The 14,939-nt window shown below is 68.3% G+C and carries 13 protein-coding genes; 10 read left to right on the forward strand and 3 right to left on the reverse strand.

Annotation, left to right across the window (positions count from 1 at the left end; genetic code table 11):
• Nucleotide 1: 1 nt before the first annotated feature.
• Entirely contained in the window at nucleotides 2-1,150 is a 1,149-nt protein-coding gene (locus WS66_RS00205) for an ABC transporter ATP-binding protein (protein WP_059604703.1), read from the reverse strand.
• A 191-nt stretch (nucleotides 1,151-1,341) separates the two neighbouring features.
• Here WS66_RS00205 and WS66_RS00210 point away from each other — a divergent pair, with 191 nt between their 5' ends.
• On the forward strand, nucleotides 1,342-2,376 hold the full coding sequence (locus tag WS66_RS00210; RefSeq protein WP_059604706.1) for a LacI family DNA-binding transcriptional regulator: 1,035 nt from the start codon (nucleotides 1,342-1,344) through the stop codon (nucleotides 2,374-2,376).
• A gap of 105 nt (nucleotides 2,377-2,481) precedes the next feature.
• Here the strand turns inward: WS66_RS00210 and WS66_RS00215 are convergent, their stop codons facing one another.
• On the reverse strand, nucleotides 2,482-3,123 hold the full coding sequence (locus WS66_RS00215) for a GntR family transcriptional regulator (RefSeq protein ID WP_059604709.1): 642 nt from the start codon (nucleotides 3,121-3,123) through the stop codon (nucleotides 2,482-2,484).
• Nucleotides 3,124-3,258: 135 nt separating this feature from the next.
• On the opposite strand from WS66_RS00215, the gene WS66_RS00220 reads away from it, so the two are divergent.
• Nucleotides 3,259-3,735 (forward strand): OsmC family protein, encoded by a 477-nt coding sequence (locus tag WS66_RS00220; protein ID WP_059604712.1) that lies wholly within the window; start codon nucleotides 3,259-3,261, stop codon nucleotides 3,733-3,735.
• A 117-nt stretch (nucleotides 3,736-3,852) separates the two neighbouring features.
• Here the strand turns inward: WS66_RS00220 and WS66_RS00225 are convergent, their stop codons facing one another.
• Entirely contained in the window at nucleotides 3,853-4,803 is a 951-nt protein-coding gene (locus tag WS66_RS00225) for a LysR family transcriptional regulator (RefSeq protein WP_059604715.1), read from the reverse strand.
• A gap of 114 nt (nucleotides 4,804-4,917) precedes the next feature.
• Here WS66_RS00225 and WS66_RS00230 point away from each other — a divergent pair, with 114 nt between their 5' ends.
• The 8 genes from WS66_RS00230 to WS66_RS00265 all read left to right on the forward strand — a co-directional run bounded on the left by WS66_RS00230 (nucleotide 4,918) and on the right by WS66_RS00265 (nucleotide 14,808).
• Nucleotides 4,918-6,669 carry an IlvD/Edd family dehydratase gene (locus WS66_RS00230; protein WP_059604718.1) on the forward strand — a complete coding sequence of 584 codons (1,752 nt, stop codon included), beginning with the start codon at nucleotides 4,918-4,920 and terminating at the stop codon, nucleotides 6,667-6,669.
• Between the two features lie 184 nt (nucleotides 6,670-6,853).
• Nucleotides 6,854-8,212, forward strand: a complete 1,359-nt coding sequence (locus WS66_RS00235; RefSeq protein WP_059604721.1) for an MFS transporter — start codon at nucleotides 6,854-6,856, stop codon at nucleotides 8,210-8,212.
• Nucleotides 8,213-8,262: 50 nt separating this feature from the next.
• Nucleotides 8,263-9,192, forward strand: a complete 930-nt coding sequence (locus WS66_RS00240) for a dihydrodipicolinate synthase family protein (protein ID WP_059604723.1) — start codon at nucleotides 8,263-8,265, stop codon at nucleotides 9,190-9,192.
• Nucleotides 9,193-9,216: 24 nt separating this feature from the next.
• Nucleotides 9,217-10,146 (forward strand): Gfo/Idh/MocA family protein, encoded by a 930-nt coding sequence (locus WS66_RS00245; protein ID WP_059604726.1) that lies wholly within the window; start codon nucleotides 9,217-9,219, stop codon nucleotides 10,144-10,146.
• 83 nt (nucleotides 10,147-10,229) lie between these two features.
• Nucleotides 10,230-11,243 carry an arabinose ABC transporter substrate-binding protein gene (locus WS66_RS00250; RefSeq protein WP_059604729.1) on the forward strand — a complete coding sequence of 338 codons (1,014 nt, stop codon included), beginning with the start codon at nucleotides 10,230-10,232 and terminating at the stop codon, nucleotides 11,241-11,243.
• Nucleotides 11,244-11,263: 20 nt separating this feature from the next.
• Nucleotides 11,264-12,805 (forward strand): L-arabinose ABC transporter ATP-binding protein AraG, encoded by a 1,542-nt coding sequence (gene araG / locus WS66_RS00255; RefSeq protein WP_059604820.1) that lies wholly within the window; start codon nucleotides 11,264-11,266, stop codon nucleotides 12,803-12,805.
• A 32-nt stretch (nucleotides 12,806-12,837) separates the two neighbouring features.
• Nucleotides 12,838-13,857: an L-arabinose ABC transporter permease AraH gene (araH, locus tag WS66_RS00260; RefSeq protein ID WP_059604732.1), complete on the forward strand. Its 1,020-nt coding sequence runs from the start codon at nucleotides 12,838-12,840 to the stop codon at nucleotides 13,855-13,857.
• Nucleotides 13,858-13,908: 51 nt separating this feature from the next.
• On the forward strand, nucleotides 13,909-14,808 hold the full coding sequence (locus tag WS66_RS00265; RefSeq protein ID WP_059604735.1) for an SMP-30/gluconolactonase/LRE family protein: 900 nt from the start codon (nucleotides 13,909-13,911) through the stop codon (nucleotides 14,806-14,808).
• Nucleotides 14,809-14,939: the final 131 nt, after the last annotated feature.

Here is a 14,939-nt window from a genome sequence, read left to right on the forward strand (position 1 = left end):
CTTATGCGTAGTGGTGGACGGGAAGTTCGGCGCACGCGGGCACCGCGCGGCCGTCTTCGGTGAAGAGATGGCAGGCCGCGGCCGGCGCATGCGCGTGCACGCGCTCGCCGCTGCGCACGGCCGCGTCGCCGGGCACTTTCGCGATCAGCGGCGTGCCGCCGGGCTGATCGAGGTGCACGTAGGTCTGCTCGCCGAGGCGTTCGACGAGCACGACGTCGCGCGCGAGCGTCGTCGCGTCTAGCGCGGCGCCGAGCGTCAGGTGTTCGGGGCGAATGCCGAGCGTGACGGCGGCACCGGGCGCGAGCGCGGAGCCGTCGCGCGGCAGCGTGAAGGTTTCGCCGGACGGCACGACGGTGACGGTCGTGCGCCGCGCGTCGCATGCGGCGACGACGGCCGGCAGGAAGTTCATTCGCGGCGAGCCGATGAAGCCGGCGACGAAGCGGCTCACCGGATGGTGATAGAGCTCGAGCGGCGCGCCGACCTGGGCGATGCTGCCGTGCTGCGCGGTGTCCGCGCCGGCGTGCAGCAGCACGATCTTGTCGGCGAGCGTCATCGCTTCGGTCTGGTCGTGCGTCACGTACACGACGCTCGCGCGTTCGAACTGCCGGTGCAGTTTCGCGATCTCGACGCGGGTCTGACCGCGCAGCGCCGCGTCGAGGTTCGACAGCGGCTCGTCGAACAGGAACACGCCGGGCTCGCGCACGATTGCACGGCCGATCGCGACGCGCTGCCGCTGGCCGCCCGACAGCGCCTTCGGCTTGCGCTCGAGCAGCGTATCGAGCTGCAGGATCCGCGCGGCGTCGCGCACCTTCCGGTCGATCTCGGCCTTCGGCACGCGCGCGAGCTTCAGCCCGAACGCCATGTTCTCGTAGACCGTCATGTGCGGAAACAGCGCGTAGCTCTGGAACACCATCGCGACGCCGCGTTCGGCGGCCGGCACGTCGTCGACGCGGCGGCCGTCGATCGAGAGCTCGCCGTCGCTCAGGTCCTCGAGGCCCGCGATCATCCGCAGCAGGGTCGACTTGCCGCAGCCAGACGGACCGAGGAACACGCAGAACTCGTGCGCGCCGATCTCCAGATCGACGTCGCGAATGACCGGCGCGTGCTCGCCATAGGCTTTCTGCACGCGCCGCATCGAGATGCTCGCCATTGTCTCCGCTCCATGTTTTAATGCGCTTTCGTCGATGCTTAAGCGCTTAATCATCGCGATCAAAAAAAAGAGCCGATAGCGATCGCGGCCGAGTCGCGCCCGTCAGGGGGGCGGCAAGGTGTGCGGCGATGATGCGCCGCTTCGATGAGCGAAGCAAATACTGGATCAACGTCTCATATAGTGAGCAATGGATGGCGACACTCGATGAAGTGGCCCGCCGCGCTGGCGTAACGGCCGCGACGGTGTCGAACGTGCTGCGCAATCGCGGCCGGGTTGGCGATGAGACCCGCGCGCGGGTGCTCGAAGCGGTGCAGGCGCTCGGCTACCGGCCGCATCTGGCCGCGCGGGCGCTGGCGGAAGGGCGCGCGCCGACGGTCGCGCTGATGGTGTCGAGCATCGCGAACCCGTTTTATCCGGAGTTCGCGCTCGCGGTCGAGCGCGCGGTGCGCCGCAACGGGCAGTTCCTGATCGTCTGCAATACGAATGAAGACCCGCTGCAGGGGCGCGCGTATCTCGACCAGATCGCCGGTACGATCTCCGAAGGCATCCTCGTGACGAACGCGAACCTGCACCTGCCGGATCTCGCCGACGTTGCGCGGCGCGGCGTGCCGGTCGTGCTGTGTCTGTGGGAGCGGCCCGATGCGCCGCCGGAAGGGTTGCCGTGCGTCGCGGTGGATTTCCGCGAGGCGGGGCGGATCGCGACGCGGCATCTGGTCGAACTCGGGCATCGCGAGATCGGCGTGATCGTCGGCGGGTCGGCAAACGGCGTGCAGGCCGCGCGCTACGACGGCTTCGTCGATGTGATGCGCGAAGCCGGGCTGGACGCGTCACGCGTCGGCGCCGGGCACGATTCGATCGAAGGCGGCGTGCACGCGGCGGGGCAGTTGCTGGACGCGCATCCCGGGCTGACCGCGCTGGTCGCGACCAACGACCTGCCCGCGATCGGCGCGCTGCACGCAGCGGCCGATCGCGGCAGGCGCGTGCCTGACGACCTGTCGATCGTCGGCATTACCGATATTCATCTGGCGAGCGATACGCGGCCTACGTTGACGACGGTCGCGATCCCGACCGGCGAGGCGGCGGGGCTCGCGGTCGAACTGCTCAATGCATTGCGCGAGGCGGGCGGGCAGATCGACGATGCGTCGCGCGTGCGAACGGCGTCGGCCCCGCGGCTGGTGGTGCGCGGTACGACAGGCCGTGTATCGAGTGAGAGCGCGACGCGGTAGATGTCGCGCGGGGCGGCGTGGAGCACTTCGAGGTTCCCGCCGCAACCGGCGCGGCCCGGCGCGCAGCCGCGTGCGGTGTGGAACACGGCAGACGCGGCGCCGGCCTCAACCGCCTTCGACGAGCCGCATCACGATGCCTCTGGCCGATTCGAGGTGCGCGACCGTCATCGAACGGGCGGCGCGCGCATTGCGCTCGCGGCACGCCTGCAGGATCTCCTCGTGCTCGACCTGGAACGACGGCGTATCCGCGAGCAGCGTGGTCTGCAAGCGCTCGTAGCGTTCGACCTGGCTGCGCAGCTCCCCGATCGACTTCAACTGCCGCGCGTTGCCGCAGCACGAATACAGCAACGCGTGGAATTCGCGGTTCAGTTCTCCCTGCCGGCGCGGCACGGTCGCGTCGCCGAGCAGGCGATGAACGAGTTCGGCGCGCGCGAGCGTCTCGTCGTCGAGCCGTTTTACGCTCCGGTAGATCGCATCGCCTTCGAGCAGCGCGCGCAGATCGTAGATTTCCTGCACGTCCGACGGGCTCAGCATGCGCACGACGGCGCCGCGATTCCTGAAGATATCCAGCAATCCTTCGCGTTCCAGACGCTGGATGGCCTCGCGCATCGGAATCCGGCTGATGCCGAACCGGTCGGCCAGGTCGCGTTCGACGAGCCGTTCGCCGGCTTCCAGCTCGCCGTTGACGATCATGTCCCGCAGCGATGCGGCCACCGCGTCCGCCGTGGAGTCGAGTTTGGCTTCCATGCCTGCGTGTTCCTCATTTCATTTTGGAATAATGGTATACCAAATGGAATTCCGGTGCCAAAATGGCGGCCATTGGCGGGCTTCATGAAATGAAATCGGGCCTGGTCCAAACAACCGACATCACTGGAGAGCGAGATGGCGTCTGGCGAACACAAATATCGAGTTGCAGTGCAGTGGACGGGCAATCGCGGCACCGGCACGTCGGGGTATCGCGAGTATGGCCGCGATCATGTGATCCGTGCCGGTTCGAAGCCCGACATTCCCGGTTCGTCGGATGCAGCCTTCCGCGGCGACGCGTCGCGCTGGAACCCGGAAGACCTGCTGCTGGCGTCGGCATCGGCGTGCCACAAGCTCTGGTATCTGCATCTGTGCGCCGAGGCCGGCATCCGCGTGCTCGCGTATGTCGACAACGCGGAAGGGACGATGCTCGATAGCCCCGAGCAGGGGCGCTTCACCGAAATCGTGCTGCGCCCGCACGTGACCATCCAGGCCGGTGACGATCGCGAGCGGGCGGAACACCTGCATCACGATGCGCACGCGAAGTGCTATATCGCGAATTCGGTCAACTTCCCGTTCCGCTGCGAACCGGTGATCGAGTTTGCAGCCGCGTGACGCGTTGGCGATGGAAAGCACGATGAAGCTTTTCTACGACTCAAGCAATGACCGCATGGCGCAGCACTTCGTGCTCGAAGAAGTCAACGCGGGCGGGCCACACACCCCGTCGCCGCGTCACAGCGCGACGCCGTAAACCTCCCGCGCAGCCACCCGAATCGCGTCGGCCATCACCTCGACGGCCGGCGAATGCAGCCGGTCGGTGCGCGTGATGATTCCGAAATCGTCCATCCGGCAGTCCATCTCCAGCGGCAGCACCGTGACGATCCCGTGTCGCGCGTAGTACCGCGCGACATCCTCCGCGAGCACCGCGATCATGTCGCTCTGCTCGATCAATTGCGTGATGAACAGCAGCGCGGCCGTCTCGACGACGTTCGCCGGCGGCGCGAGGCTCGCGCGCTGGAACACGAGCTCGAACCGATGGCGCAGCACGCTGCCGGCCGGCGGCATCACCCACGCGGCGCGCTGCACGTCGGCGAGCGACAGCGGCGCCTGCGCGAGCAGCGGATGGCCGGGCCGCACCACCGCAGCGACCGGCTCGCCGGTCAGCGGCTCGTAGCGCAGGTGCAGCTTGTCGTGTTCGGCGGACAGCCGGCCGAGCACGATGTCGAGCTTGTCCTGCGCGAGGTGTTCGAGCAGCGCGTTGCTCGTGTCGATCGCGACGGACACGCGCACGTTCGCATGTGTCCCCTTCACGGCCGCGACGGCCGGCGGCACGAGCCGCAATCCCGGCGACGTGATCGCGCCCACCGCCACGTGCCCGAGATGGCCGGCCTTCAGCGCGGCCAGTTCCTCGCGCGCCTGGTCGAGGCTGCCGAGCGCCGCGCGCGCGTGGCGGATCAGCGCGTCGCCGTACAGCGTCGGCCGCATCCCGCGCGGCAGCCGCTCGAACAGCACGGCGCCGATCGACTCCTCGAGCTCGCGCAGCAGCTTCGACGCGGCCGGCTGCGTCATGTTCAGCGCGGCCGCCGCGCGGTGAATGCTGCCTTCGTCGGCGAGCGCGACGACCAGCAGCAACTGGCGCGTCTTCAGGCGATTGCGGTTTCCCCACGGGCTGGCTTCGGTCATCGTACGGGTTTATATCGATATCGGAATCGATATCGTAATCGCCTAAAACGTCATTAGCGAGTTATCAAAATTCTGCCTAGACTGCGCCGGTATCCCGTCACCACAGGACTGACGATGTCGGCAACAAAACCCAGGCTGCGCTCCACCCAATGGTTCGGCACGAACGACAAGAACGGCTTCATGTACCGGAGCTGGATGAAGAACCAGGGCATTCCCGATCACGAATTCGACGGCCGGCCGATCATCGGCATCTGCAACACGTGGTCCGAACTGACGCCGTGCAACGCACACTTTCGCAAGCTCGCCGAGCACGTGAAGCGCGGGATCTCGGAAGCCGGTGGCTTCCCGGTCGAGTTCCCGGTGTTCTCGAACGGCGAATCGAACCTGCGGCCGTCCGCGATGCTCACGCGCAATCTTGCCTCGATGGACGTCGAGGAAGCGATCCGCGGCAACCCGATCGACGCAGTCGTGCTGCTCGCCGGCTGCGACAAGACGACACCCGCGCTGCTGATGGGCGCGGCGAGCTGCGACGTGCCGGCGATCGTCGTATCGGGCGGCCCGATGCTGAACGGCAAGCTCGAAGGCAAGAACATCGGCTCGGGCACGGCCGTGTGGCAGCTGCATGAAGCGCTGAAGGCCGGCGAGATCGACCTGCATCACTTCCTGTCGGCCGAAGCCGGCATGTCGCGCTCGGCCGGCACCTGCAACACGATGGGCACCGCGTCGACGATGGCGTGCATGGCCGAGGCGCTCGGCGTCGCGCTGCCGCACAACGCGGCGATTCCGGCCGTCGATTCGCGCCGCTACGTGCTCGCGCACATGTCCGGCATTCGCATCGTCGAGATGGCCCTCGAAGGGCTCGTGCTGTCGAAGGTGCTGACGCGCGCCGCGTTCGAGAACGCGATCCGCGCGAACGCGGCGATCGGCGGCTCGACCAACGCGGTGATCCACCTGAAGGCGATCGCGGGCCGCATCGGCGTGCCGCTGGAACTGGAAGACTGGATGCGCATCGGCCGCGGCACGCCGACGATCGTCGACCTGATGCCGTCGGGACGCTTCCTGATGGAGGAGTTCTATTACGCGGGCGGGCTGCCGGCCGTGCTGCGCCGGCTCGGCGAAGGCGGGCTGCTGCCGCATCCGGACGCGCTGACGGTCAACGGCAAGTCGCTGTGGGACAACGTGCGCGAAGCGCCGAACTACGACGACGAAGTGATCCGCCCGCTCGACCGGCCGCTGATCGCGGACGGCGGAATCTGCATCCTGCGCGGCAATCTCGCGCCGCGCGGTGCGGTGCTGAAGCCGTCGGCGGCGAGCCCCGAGCTGCTGAAGCATCGCGGCCGCGCGGTGGTGTTCGAGAACCTCGAGCACTACAAGGCGACGATCAACGACGAAGCGCTCGACATCGATGCGAGCTCGGTGATGGTGCTGAAGAACTGCGGGCCGCGCGGGTATCCGGGGATGGCCGAGGTCGGCAACATGGGGCTGCCGCCGAAGCTGCTGCGCCAGGGCGTGAAGGACATGGTGCGGATCTCGGATGCGCGGATGAGCGGGACCGCGTACGGCACGGTCGTGCTGCACGTGGCGCCGGAAGCGGCTGCCGGCGGGCCGCTCGCCGCCGTGCGCAACGGCGACTGGATCGAGCTCGACTGCGAGGCCGGCACGCTGCACCTGGATATTACGGATGACGAACTGCAGCGCCGCCTGTCGGACGTCGATCCGACCGCGGCACCGGGCGTGGCCGGGCAGCTCGGCAAGGGCGGTTACGCACGGCTGTATATCGATCACGTGCTGCAGGCCGACGAGGGGTGCGACCTCGACTTCCTGGTCGGCACGCGCGGCGCGGACGTGCCGAGCCATTCGCATTGAGCGGCGGGCAGGTGCATACCGACACGGACGGCGGCGGGGCCTGAGGGAAGCAGGGTGATGCGCTGGATGTGGTCGAGCGCTCAGGAAGGCGCAGCGTAAGGGCTAAGGCGCAAACGCAGACCGACCGCGAAGCATGGGACGTACGCAAGCGCCAGAGCGCTAACGCAGACCGACAGGAGACAAGATGACGACGCAGTACACGCCCGCGCACATCGCGGCGGAACAGTCCGATTCGCCGGCAGCCGTCGACGAACGGCAACTGACGCGCCTGCTCACGCGCAAACTGGTGCCGTTCCTCGCGCTGATCTACGTGGTCGCCTACGTCGACCGTACCGTCGTCGGCTTCGCGAAGCTGCACATGAACGCGGCGATCGGCCTCGGCGATGCCGCGTACGGACTCGGCGCCGGCCTGTTCTTCATCGGCTACTTCCTGTGCGAGGTGCCGAGCAACCTCGCGCTCGGACGCTTCGGCGCGCGCGTGTGGTTCGCGCGCATCCTCGCGACGTGGGGCGTGATCACGATGGCGATGGCGCTCGTGCAGGGGCCGACCAGCTTCTACGTGCTGCGCTTTCTGCTTGGTGCTGCCGAAGCCGGCCTCTATCCCGGCATCCTGTACTTCCTCACGCAATGGTTCCCGATGCGCGACCGTGCCCGCGTGATCGGCCTGCTCGTGCTCGCGCAGCCGCTCGCCGGCATCGTGACGGGCCCGCTCGCCGGCTGGCTGCTATCCACGCACGGGCTGTTCGGCCTGTCGGACTGGCAGACGCTGTTCGTCGTGAGCGGCCTGCCGGCCGTGCTGCTCGCATGGCCCACGCTGCGGTTGCTTCCGGAGTCGCCCGCGCATGCGCGCTGGCTGAACGACGACGAACGCCGCTGGATCGCACGGCAGCTCGCCGCCGACCGCGACACGTATCGCCCCGATTCGCACGGCAATCCGCTCGCCGCATTGCGCGACCGCCGCGTGCTGCTGCTCGCCGCGCTGTTCCTGCCGTTTCCGCTGTGCATCTACGGGCTCTCGCTGTGGCTGCCGACGATCATCCACGCATTCGGCACCGGCGATGCGGCGACCGGGCTGCTGTCCGCGGTGCCGTACCTGTTCGCGGTGGTCGGCTTGCTCGTCGTGCCGCGCCATTCGGATCGCAAGCGCGAGCGCTACTGGCACATCGTCGTCGTGTCGGCTGCCGCCGCGGTGACGATGGCCGCGAGCGCGTGGGTGCGGCAACCGGCGCTGCAGTTCATGTTCATCTGCCTGACCGCGTTCTCGCTCTATTCGATCCAGGCCGTCGTGTGGGCGCTGCCCGGCGAATTCCTGACCGGCACGAGCGCGGCGGTCGGTATCGCGGCGATCAATTCGCTCGCGAATCTCGGCGGCTACTTCGGACCTTACGGGATCGGGCTGATCAAGGCATCGACCGGCAGCCTCGCGGCCGGCCTGTATTTTCTCGCGGCCACGCTGCTGTTCGCGGTGCTGATGACGTTCGTGGTCCGCGCCGCGCTGCGCACGCCCGAGCCGGCCGCGGGCGCGTTCGCCGGCGAATCCTGAACGCATTGTTTTCCGGCTGAACGCCGTTTCGACTGACGCAGGACCGAACCATGACATCGAGCAGCACACCGCGCTATCGCGGCATCTTCCCCGTCGTCCCGACGACGTTTACCGACACCGGCGAGCTCGACCTCGCGAGCCAGAAGCGCGCGGTCGATTTCATGATCGACGCCGGCTCGGACGGCCTGTGCATTCTCGCGAACTTCTCCGAGCAATTCGCGGTCACCGACGACGAGCGCGACGTGCTCACGCGCACGATCCTCGAGCACGTCGCCGGCCGCGTGCCGGTGATCGTCACGACATCGCATTACAGCACGCAGGTCTGCGCGGCGCGCAGCCTGCGCGCACAGCAGCTCGGCGCGGCGATGGTGATGGCGATGCCGCCGTACCACGGCGCGACGTTCCGCGTGCCCGAAGCGCAGATCTTCGATTTCTATGCGCGCGTGTCGGATGCGATCGACATCCCGATCATGATCCAGGACGCGCCCGCGAGCGGCACCGCGCTGTCCGCGCCGTTCCTTGCGCGGATGGCGCGCGAGATCGAGCAGGTCGCGTATTTCAAGATCGAGACGCCCGGTGCGGCGAACAAGCTGCGCGAGCTGATCCGGCTCGGCGGCGACGCGATCGAAGGGCCGTGGGACGGCGAGGAAGCGATCACGCTGCTCGCCGACCTGCATGCGGGCGCGACCGGCGCAATGACGGGCGGCGGGTTTCCGGACGGCATCCGGCCGATCCTCGAAGCGTTCCGCGAAGGGCGGCACGACGATGCGTTCGCGCGCTACCAGGCGTGGCTGCCGCTGATCAATCACGAGAACCGCCAGTCCGGGATCCTGACCGCGAAGGCGCTGATGCGCGAAGGCGGCGTGATCGCGTGCGAGCGGCCGCGGCATCCGATGCCGGAACTGCACCCTGACACGCGTGCGGAGCTGATCGCGATCGCACGCCGGCTCGATCCGCTCGTGCTGCGCTGGGCGCGCTGAGCGAATGGCGAAGGAGAAACGCAAATGAGCAAGGTGATTTCGCTGGGCGTGATCGGGATCGGCAAGATCGCGCGCGACCAGCATCTGCCGGCGATCGCCGCCGAGCCGGGCTTCGTGTTGACCGCCTGCGCGAGCCGTCACGCGGAGGTCAACGGGGTACGCAATTATCCGGATCTGACCGCGCTGCTGGCCGCCGAGCGCGAGCTCGACGCCGTGTCGCTGTGCGCGCCGCCACAGGTGCGCTACGCGCAGGCACGCGCCGCGCTCGAAGCCGGCAAGCACGTGATGCTCGAGAAGCCGCCGGGCGCGACGCTCGGCGAAGTGGCTGCGCTGGACGCGCTCGCGCGCGAACGCGGCCTCACGCTGTTCGCGACCTGGCATTCGCGCTGCGCGAGCGCGGTCGAACCGGCGCGGGCATGGCTCGCGACGCGCACGATCCGCGCGGTGCAGGTGCGCTGGAAGGAAGACGTGCGACGCTGGCATCCGGGGCAGCAGTGGATCTGGGAGCCGGGCGGCCTCGGTGTGTTCGATCCAGGCATCAACGCGCTGTCGATCGTCACGCGGATCCTGCCGCGCGAACTCGTGCTGCGCGAAGCGACGCTCTATGTGCCGAGCGACGCGCAGATGCCGATCGCGGCCGAACTCGATTGCGCGGATACGGACGGCGTGCCGGTGCGTGCGGAATTCGACTGGCGCCACGGCCCGGTCGAGCAGTGGGAGATCGCGGTCGACACGTCGGACGGCGTGCTCGCGATCAGCCGCGGCGGCGCGCAGTTGTCGATCGACGGCGCGCCGGTCGAGATCGGGCCGGAGCGCGAGTATCCGGCGCTGTATGCGCATTTCCGCGCGCTGATCGCGCGCGGCGAAAGCGACGTCGACGTACGGCCATTGCGGCTCGTCGCCGACGCGTTTCTGTTCGGGCGGCGCGTCGGGACCGACGCGTTCGGCCGCTGACACCGTGCCGGCGCACGCCACAGCGAGCGCGACCCGGCGCGATGAGTATTGAAGACCCCAGCCAATAGACAAGGAGACACCGCATGAACCGAACCAACCGAACGATTCGCCGGCACACCCTGCGCGCGCTGCTGGCCGCGCTTTGCATCGCGCCGCTCGGCATGCACGGCGCCGCGCATGCCGACGCGCCGCTGAAGATCGGCTTCCTGGTGAAGATGCCAGAGCAGGCATGGTTCATCAACGAGCAGAACGCGGCGTCCGCGCTGGGCCAGAAGGAAAACTTCTCGGTCGTGAAGATCGGCACGCCGGATGGCGAGAAGGTGCTGGCCGCGATCGACAACCTCAACTCGCAAGGCGCGCAGGGTTTCGTGATCTGCGCACCCGACGTGCGCCTCGGGCCGGCGATCGCCGCGCGCGCGAAGCGCTACAACATGAAGTTCGTGACCGTTGACGACCAGCTCGTCGACTCGACCGGCAAGCCGCTCACGAATGTGCCGCACCTCGGGATGTCGGCGACCAAGATCGGCAACCAGGTCGGCCAGGCGATCGCCGACGAGATGAAGCGACGCGGCTGGAAGCCCGAGGAAGTCGGCGCGTTGCGCATCACCAACTACGAGCTGCCGACGGCGAAGCTGCGCACCGACGGCGCGACGCAGGCGTTGCTCGCGAACGGCTTCCGCAAGGAGAATATCTTCGACGCGCCGCAGAAGACGACCGACGACAGCGGCGGCCTCGAGGCGGCCTTCCCGGTGCTCTCACGCCATCCCAACGTGAAGAAATGGGTCGTCTTCGCGCTGAACGAGGAAACCGTGCTCGGCGCGGTGCGCGCGACCGAACAGCTGCACATCCCGGCGGCCGACGTGATCGGCGTCGGCATCAACGGCGCGGGCGAGGCGTTCGCCGAATTCCAGAAAAAGGAGCCGACAGGCTTCTACGGGACGATCGCGGTCAGCTCGACGAACCACGGCAAGGACAGCACGCAGAACCTCGTCGACTGGATCCGTAACGGCAAGACGCCGCCCGCCGACACGCAGACGAGCGGCAAGCTGATGACGCGCGCGAACTGGAAGGCCGTGCGCGCCGAGCTCGGCATCTGAGCGTGCGGGGCGACGACGCGATGACGATGCAGACGATGACGGCCGTGTCCGACAACGACGACGCGGCCACCTCCGGCGGCGCACTGCTCGCGCTCGACGGCATCACGGTGACGTTCCCGGGCGTGCGCGCGCTCGATGGCGTGTCGCTGTCGGTGCGCGCGGGCGAAGTGCACGGGCTGATGGGCGAGAACGGCGCGGGCAAGTCGACGCTGCTGAAGGTGCTGTCCGGCGTGAACCAGCCGCAGGCCGGCACGCTGACGCTGAACGGCACCGTGCAGCGCTTCGCGTCGACGCGCGCGGCGCTCGAGGCCGGCATCGCGATCATCTACCAGGAGCTGCATCTGGTGCCCGAGCTGACGGTCGCGGAGAACCTGATGCTCGGCCAGTTGCCGAGCCGGCTCGGCGTGGTCGACGAACGTGCGCTTGCCGTACGCGCGCTCGATGCGCTGGAGCGGCTCGGCGAGCACATCGATCCGGGCATTCCGGTGAAGTATCTGTCGATCGGCCAGCGCCAGATGATCGAGATCGGCAAGGCGCTGATGCGCGACGCGCGCGTGATCGCGTTCGACGAACCGACCAGCTCGCTGTCCGCGCGCGAAACCAAGCAGCTGTTCCGCATCATCCGCGCGCTGCGCGCGGAAGGCCGCGCGATCATCTACGTCACGCACCGGATGGAGGAAGTGTATGAACTGTGCGACCGCGTGACCGTGTTTCGCGACGGCCGCCGCATCGACACGTTCGAATCCGTCGCCGATCTCGATCGCGACCGGCTGATCGGCTGCATGGTCGGCCGCTCGATCGAGGACGTGTACGGCTACCGGCCGCGCACCGCCGGCGACGTGCTGATCGAGGCGAAAGGGCTGGCGGGGCCCGGGTTATCCGAGCCCGTGTCGTTCGCCGCGCGGCGCGGCGAGATCGTCGGCTTCTTCGGGCTCGTCGGCGCGGGCCGTTCGGAGCTGATGAAGCTGCTGTACGGCGCCGCGCGCCCGAGTGCGGGGCACGTCGAGCTGAACGGGCGTCGCGTCGCGTTCGCAAGCCCGCGCGACGCGGTGCGTGCCGGCATCGCGCTGTGCCCGGAAGACCGCAAGCAGGAGGGCATCGTCGCGATCGCGTCGGTGGCCGACAACCTGAACATCAGCGCGCGCCGGCATTTCAGCCCGGCGCGCGTGCTGCTCGACGCACGGCGTGAGCGCGAGCTCGCGCAACGCTACATCGAGCGGCTGGCGATCAAGACCCGCGACGGCGAGACGCCGATCGGCGCGCTGTCGGGCGGCAACCAGCAGAAAGTCGTCCTCGCGCGCTGGCTGGCCGAGCGCATCGACGTGTTCCTGATGGACGAACCGACGCGCGGCATCGATGTCGGCGCGCGCGCGGAAATCTACAACCTGTTCTACGAGCTCGCGGAAGCGGGCCGCACGGTGATCATCGTGTCGAGCGACCTGGCCGAGGTGATCGGCGTGTCGGACCGGATCGTCGTGATGAAGGAAGGACGGATCGCGGGCGAGGTCGCGAAGGCGCAGGCGACGCCCGACGCGCTGATCAAGCTCGCGCTGCCGCGCTAGCGCCCCGCAATGATCAACCGGATGCAAATGAAATGAGCCAGGCAATGCAACCCCAACGCACTTCCCCGTCCCCCGATGCCGCCGCCGTGCCCGCACGCGCGCGCGGCGGCGTGTGGCAGCTGATCAACCGTTCCGGCATCGTGATGGTGTTTTTCGTGCTGTTCGCGACGCTGTCGCTGACCGTGCCGGACTTCTTCACGCCGCGCAACATCCAGGGCCTGCTGCTGTCGGTCACGCTGATCGGCTCGATCGCGGTGACGATGATGTTCGTGCTCGCGCTCGGCGAGGTCGACCTGTCGGTCGCGTCGATCGTCGCGTTCTCGGGTGTCGTCGCGTCGACGCTGATCACCGCGACGCACAGCGTCGTGCTCGGCATCGCGGCCGGCGTGCTCGCGGGCGGTGCGGTCGGGCTCGTCAACGGCGTGCTGATCGCGCGCTGGCGGATCAATTCCCTGATCGTCACGCTCGCGATGATGGAAGTCGTGCGCGGGCTCGCGTTCATCACGTCGAACGGCGACGCGGTGATGATTTCGGAGGAGCGCTTCTTCGAGCTCGGCGGCGGGTCGTTCCTCGGCATCTCGTATCCGATCTGGAGCAACATCGTCGGCTTCGTCGTGTTCGGCTTCCTCTTGCGCAAGACGGTGTTCGGCAAGAACGTGCTGGCCGTCGGCGGCAACGGCGAGGCCGCGCTGCTCGCGGGGCTGCCGGTGATGCGCATCAAGATCGCGGTGTTCGTGCTGCAGGGGCTCGTGACCGGCTTCGCCGGCGTGATGCTTGCGTCGCGGATGAGCCTCGGCGATCCGAAAACGTCCGTCGGCCTCGAGCTCGGCGTGATCTCCGCGTGCGTGCTCGGCGGCGTGTCGCTGACGGGCGGCGTCGCGACGATTTCCGGCGTGCTGGTCGGCGTGCTGATCATGGGTTCCGTGCAGGACGCGATGAGCCTGCTGAACGTGCCGACCTTTTACCAATATCTGATACGCGGCGGAATTCTGTTGCTCGCGGTGCTGTTCGACCAGTATCGTCGCAACCAGCGGCGCGCGATGAAGATCTGATCCTGACGAACGCGTGGCCGCCCGCGAAGGCGACAGACATCGGGAGACGGCATGCAACAGATTCATCCGGGCGCGGCGGCGCTGCTGGTCGACAGCCGCAATACGCTCGGCGAAGGCGCGACGTGGTGCGACGCGACGCACGCGCTGTACTGGACGGACATCGAAGGCGCGCGGCTGTGGCGCTGCCGCGCGGACGGCTCGGACCTCGCGCAGTGGCCGATGCCTGAACGGCTCGCGTGCTTCGCGCTGACGAACGAGCCGAATGTGCTGCTCGTCGGGCTCGCGACGCATCTTGCGTTCTTCGATCTGCGCAGCGGCGAATTCACGCGGATCGTCGGCGTCGAACCCGATCTGCCGACGCGCCTGAACGACGGCCGCTGCGATCCGTTCGGCGCGTTCGTGTTCGGGATGAAGGACGAAGGCGGCGACCCGCCGCGCGCGGTCGGCGGCTTCTACCGGCTCAATCCGGACCTCACGCTCGACCGGCTTGCGTTGCCGGCGGCGGCGATCGCGAACAGCATCGCGTTCTCGCCGGACGGCACGAAGATGACCTTCTGCGATTCGATGGTGCGCGAGATTCTCGTCTGCGATTACGGCGCGGGCGGCGACGTGGCCAATGTGCGGCCGTTCGCGCGACTGACCGATGCGGACGGCGACCCGGACGGCTCGACGATGGATCGCGACGGCGGCCTGTGGAACGCGCAGTGGGGCGGCCGGCGGGTGGTACGCTACGGGCCGGACGGCGTCGAGACGGACCGCGTTAGCGTGCCGACTGCGCAGCCGAGCTGCGTGACGCTCGACGGCGAAGGCCGGATTTATGTGACGAGCGCCCGTGTCGGGTTGAGCGACGACGCGCTGGCGAGCGATGCGCACGCCGGCGGCGTATTCGTCGCCCGGACGCGCTACATGGGGCTGCCGACGGCGCGATTCGCGGGGGCGCCGCGCGGCTGACCGCGTATCGGATCCCGTTCATGGGATTCGTCTGACGCGGCGAGCCAGGCGATCAGGCGCGCGGTCTGCCGCGCATGCACGAACGCGCGGTGGCAGTCCGGCTTGCCGGAACACGCCGTTCGCGCCCCGAC

Origin of the sequence: Burkholderia sp. LA-2-3-30-S1-D2 (assembly GCF_001523915.2) — a bacterium.
Classification (GTDB): Bacteria; Pseudomonadota; Gammaproteobacteria; order Burkholderiales; family Burkholderiaceae; genus Burkholderia; species Burkholderia diffusa.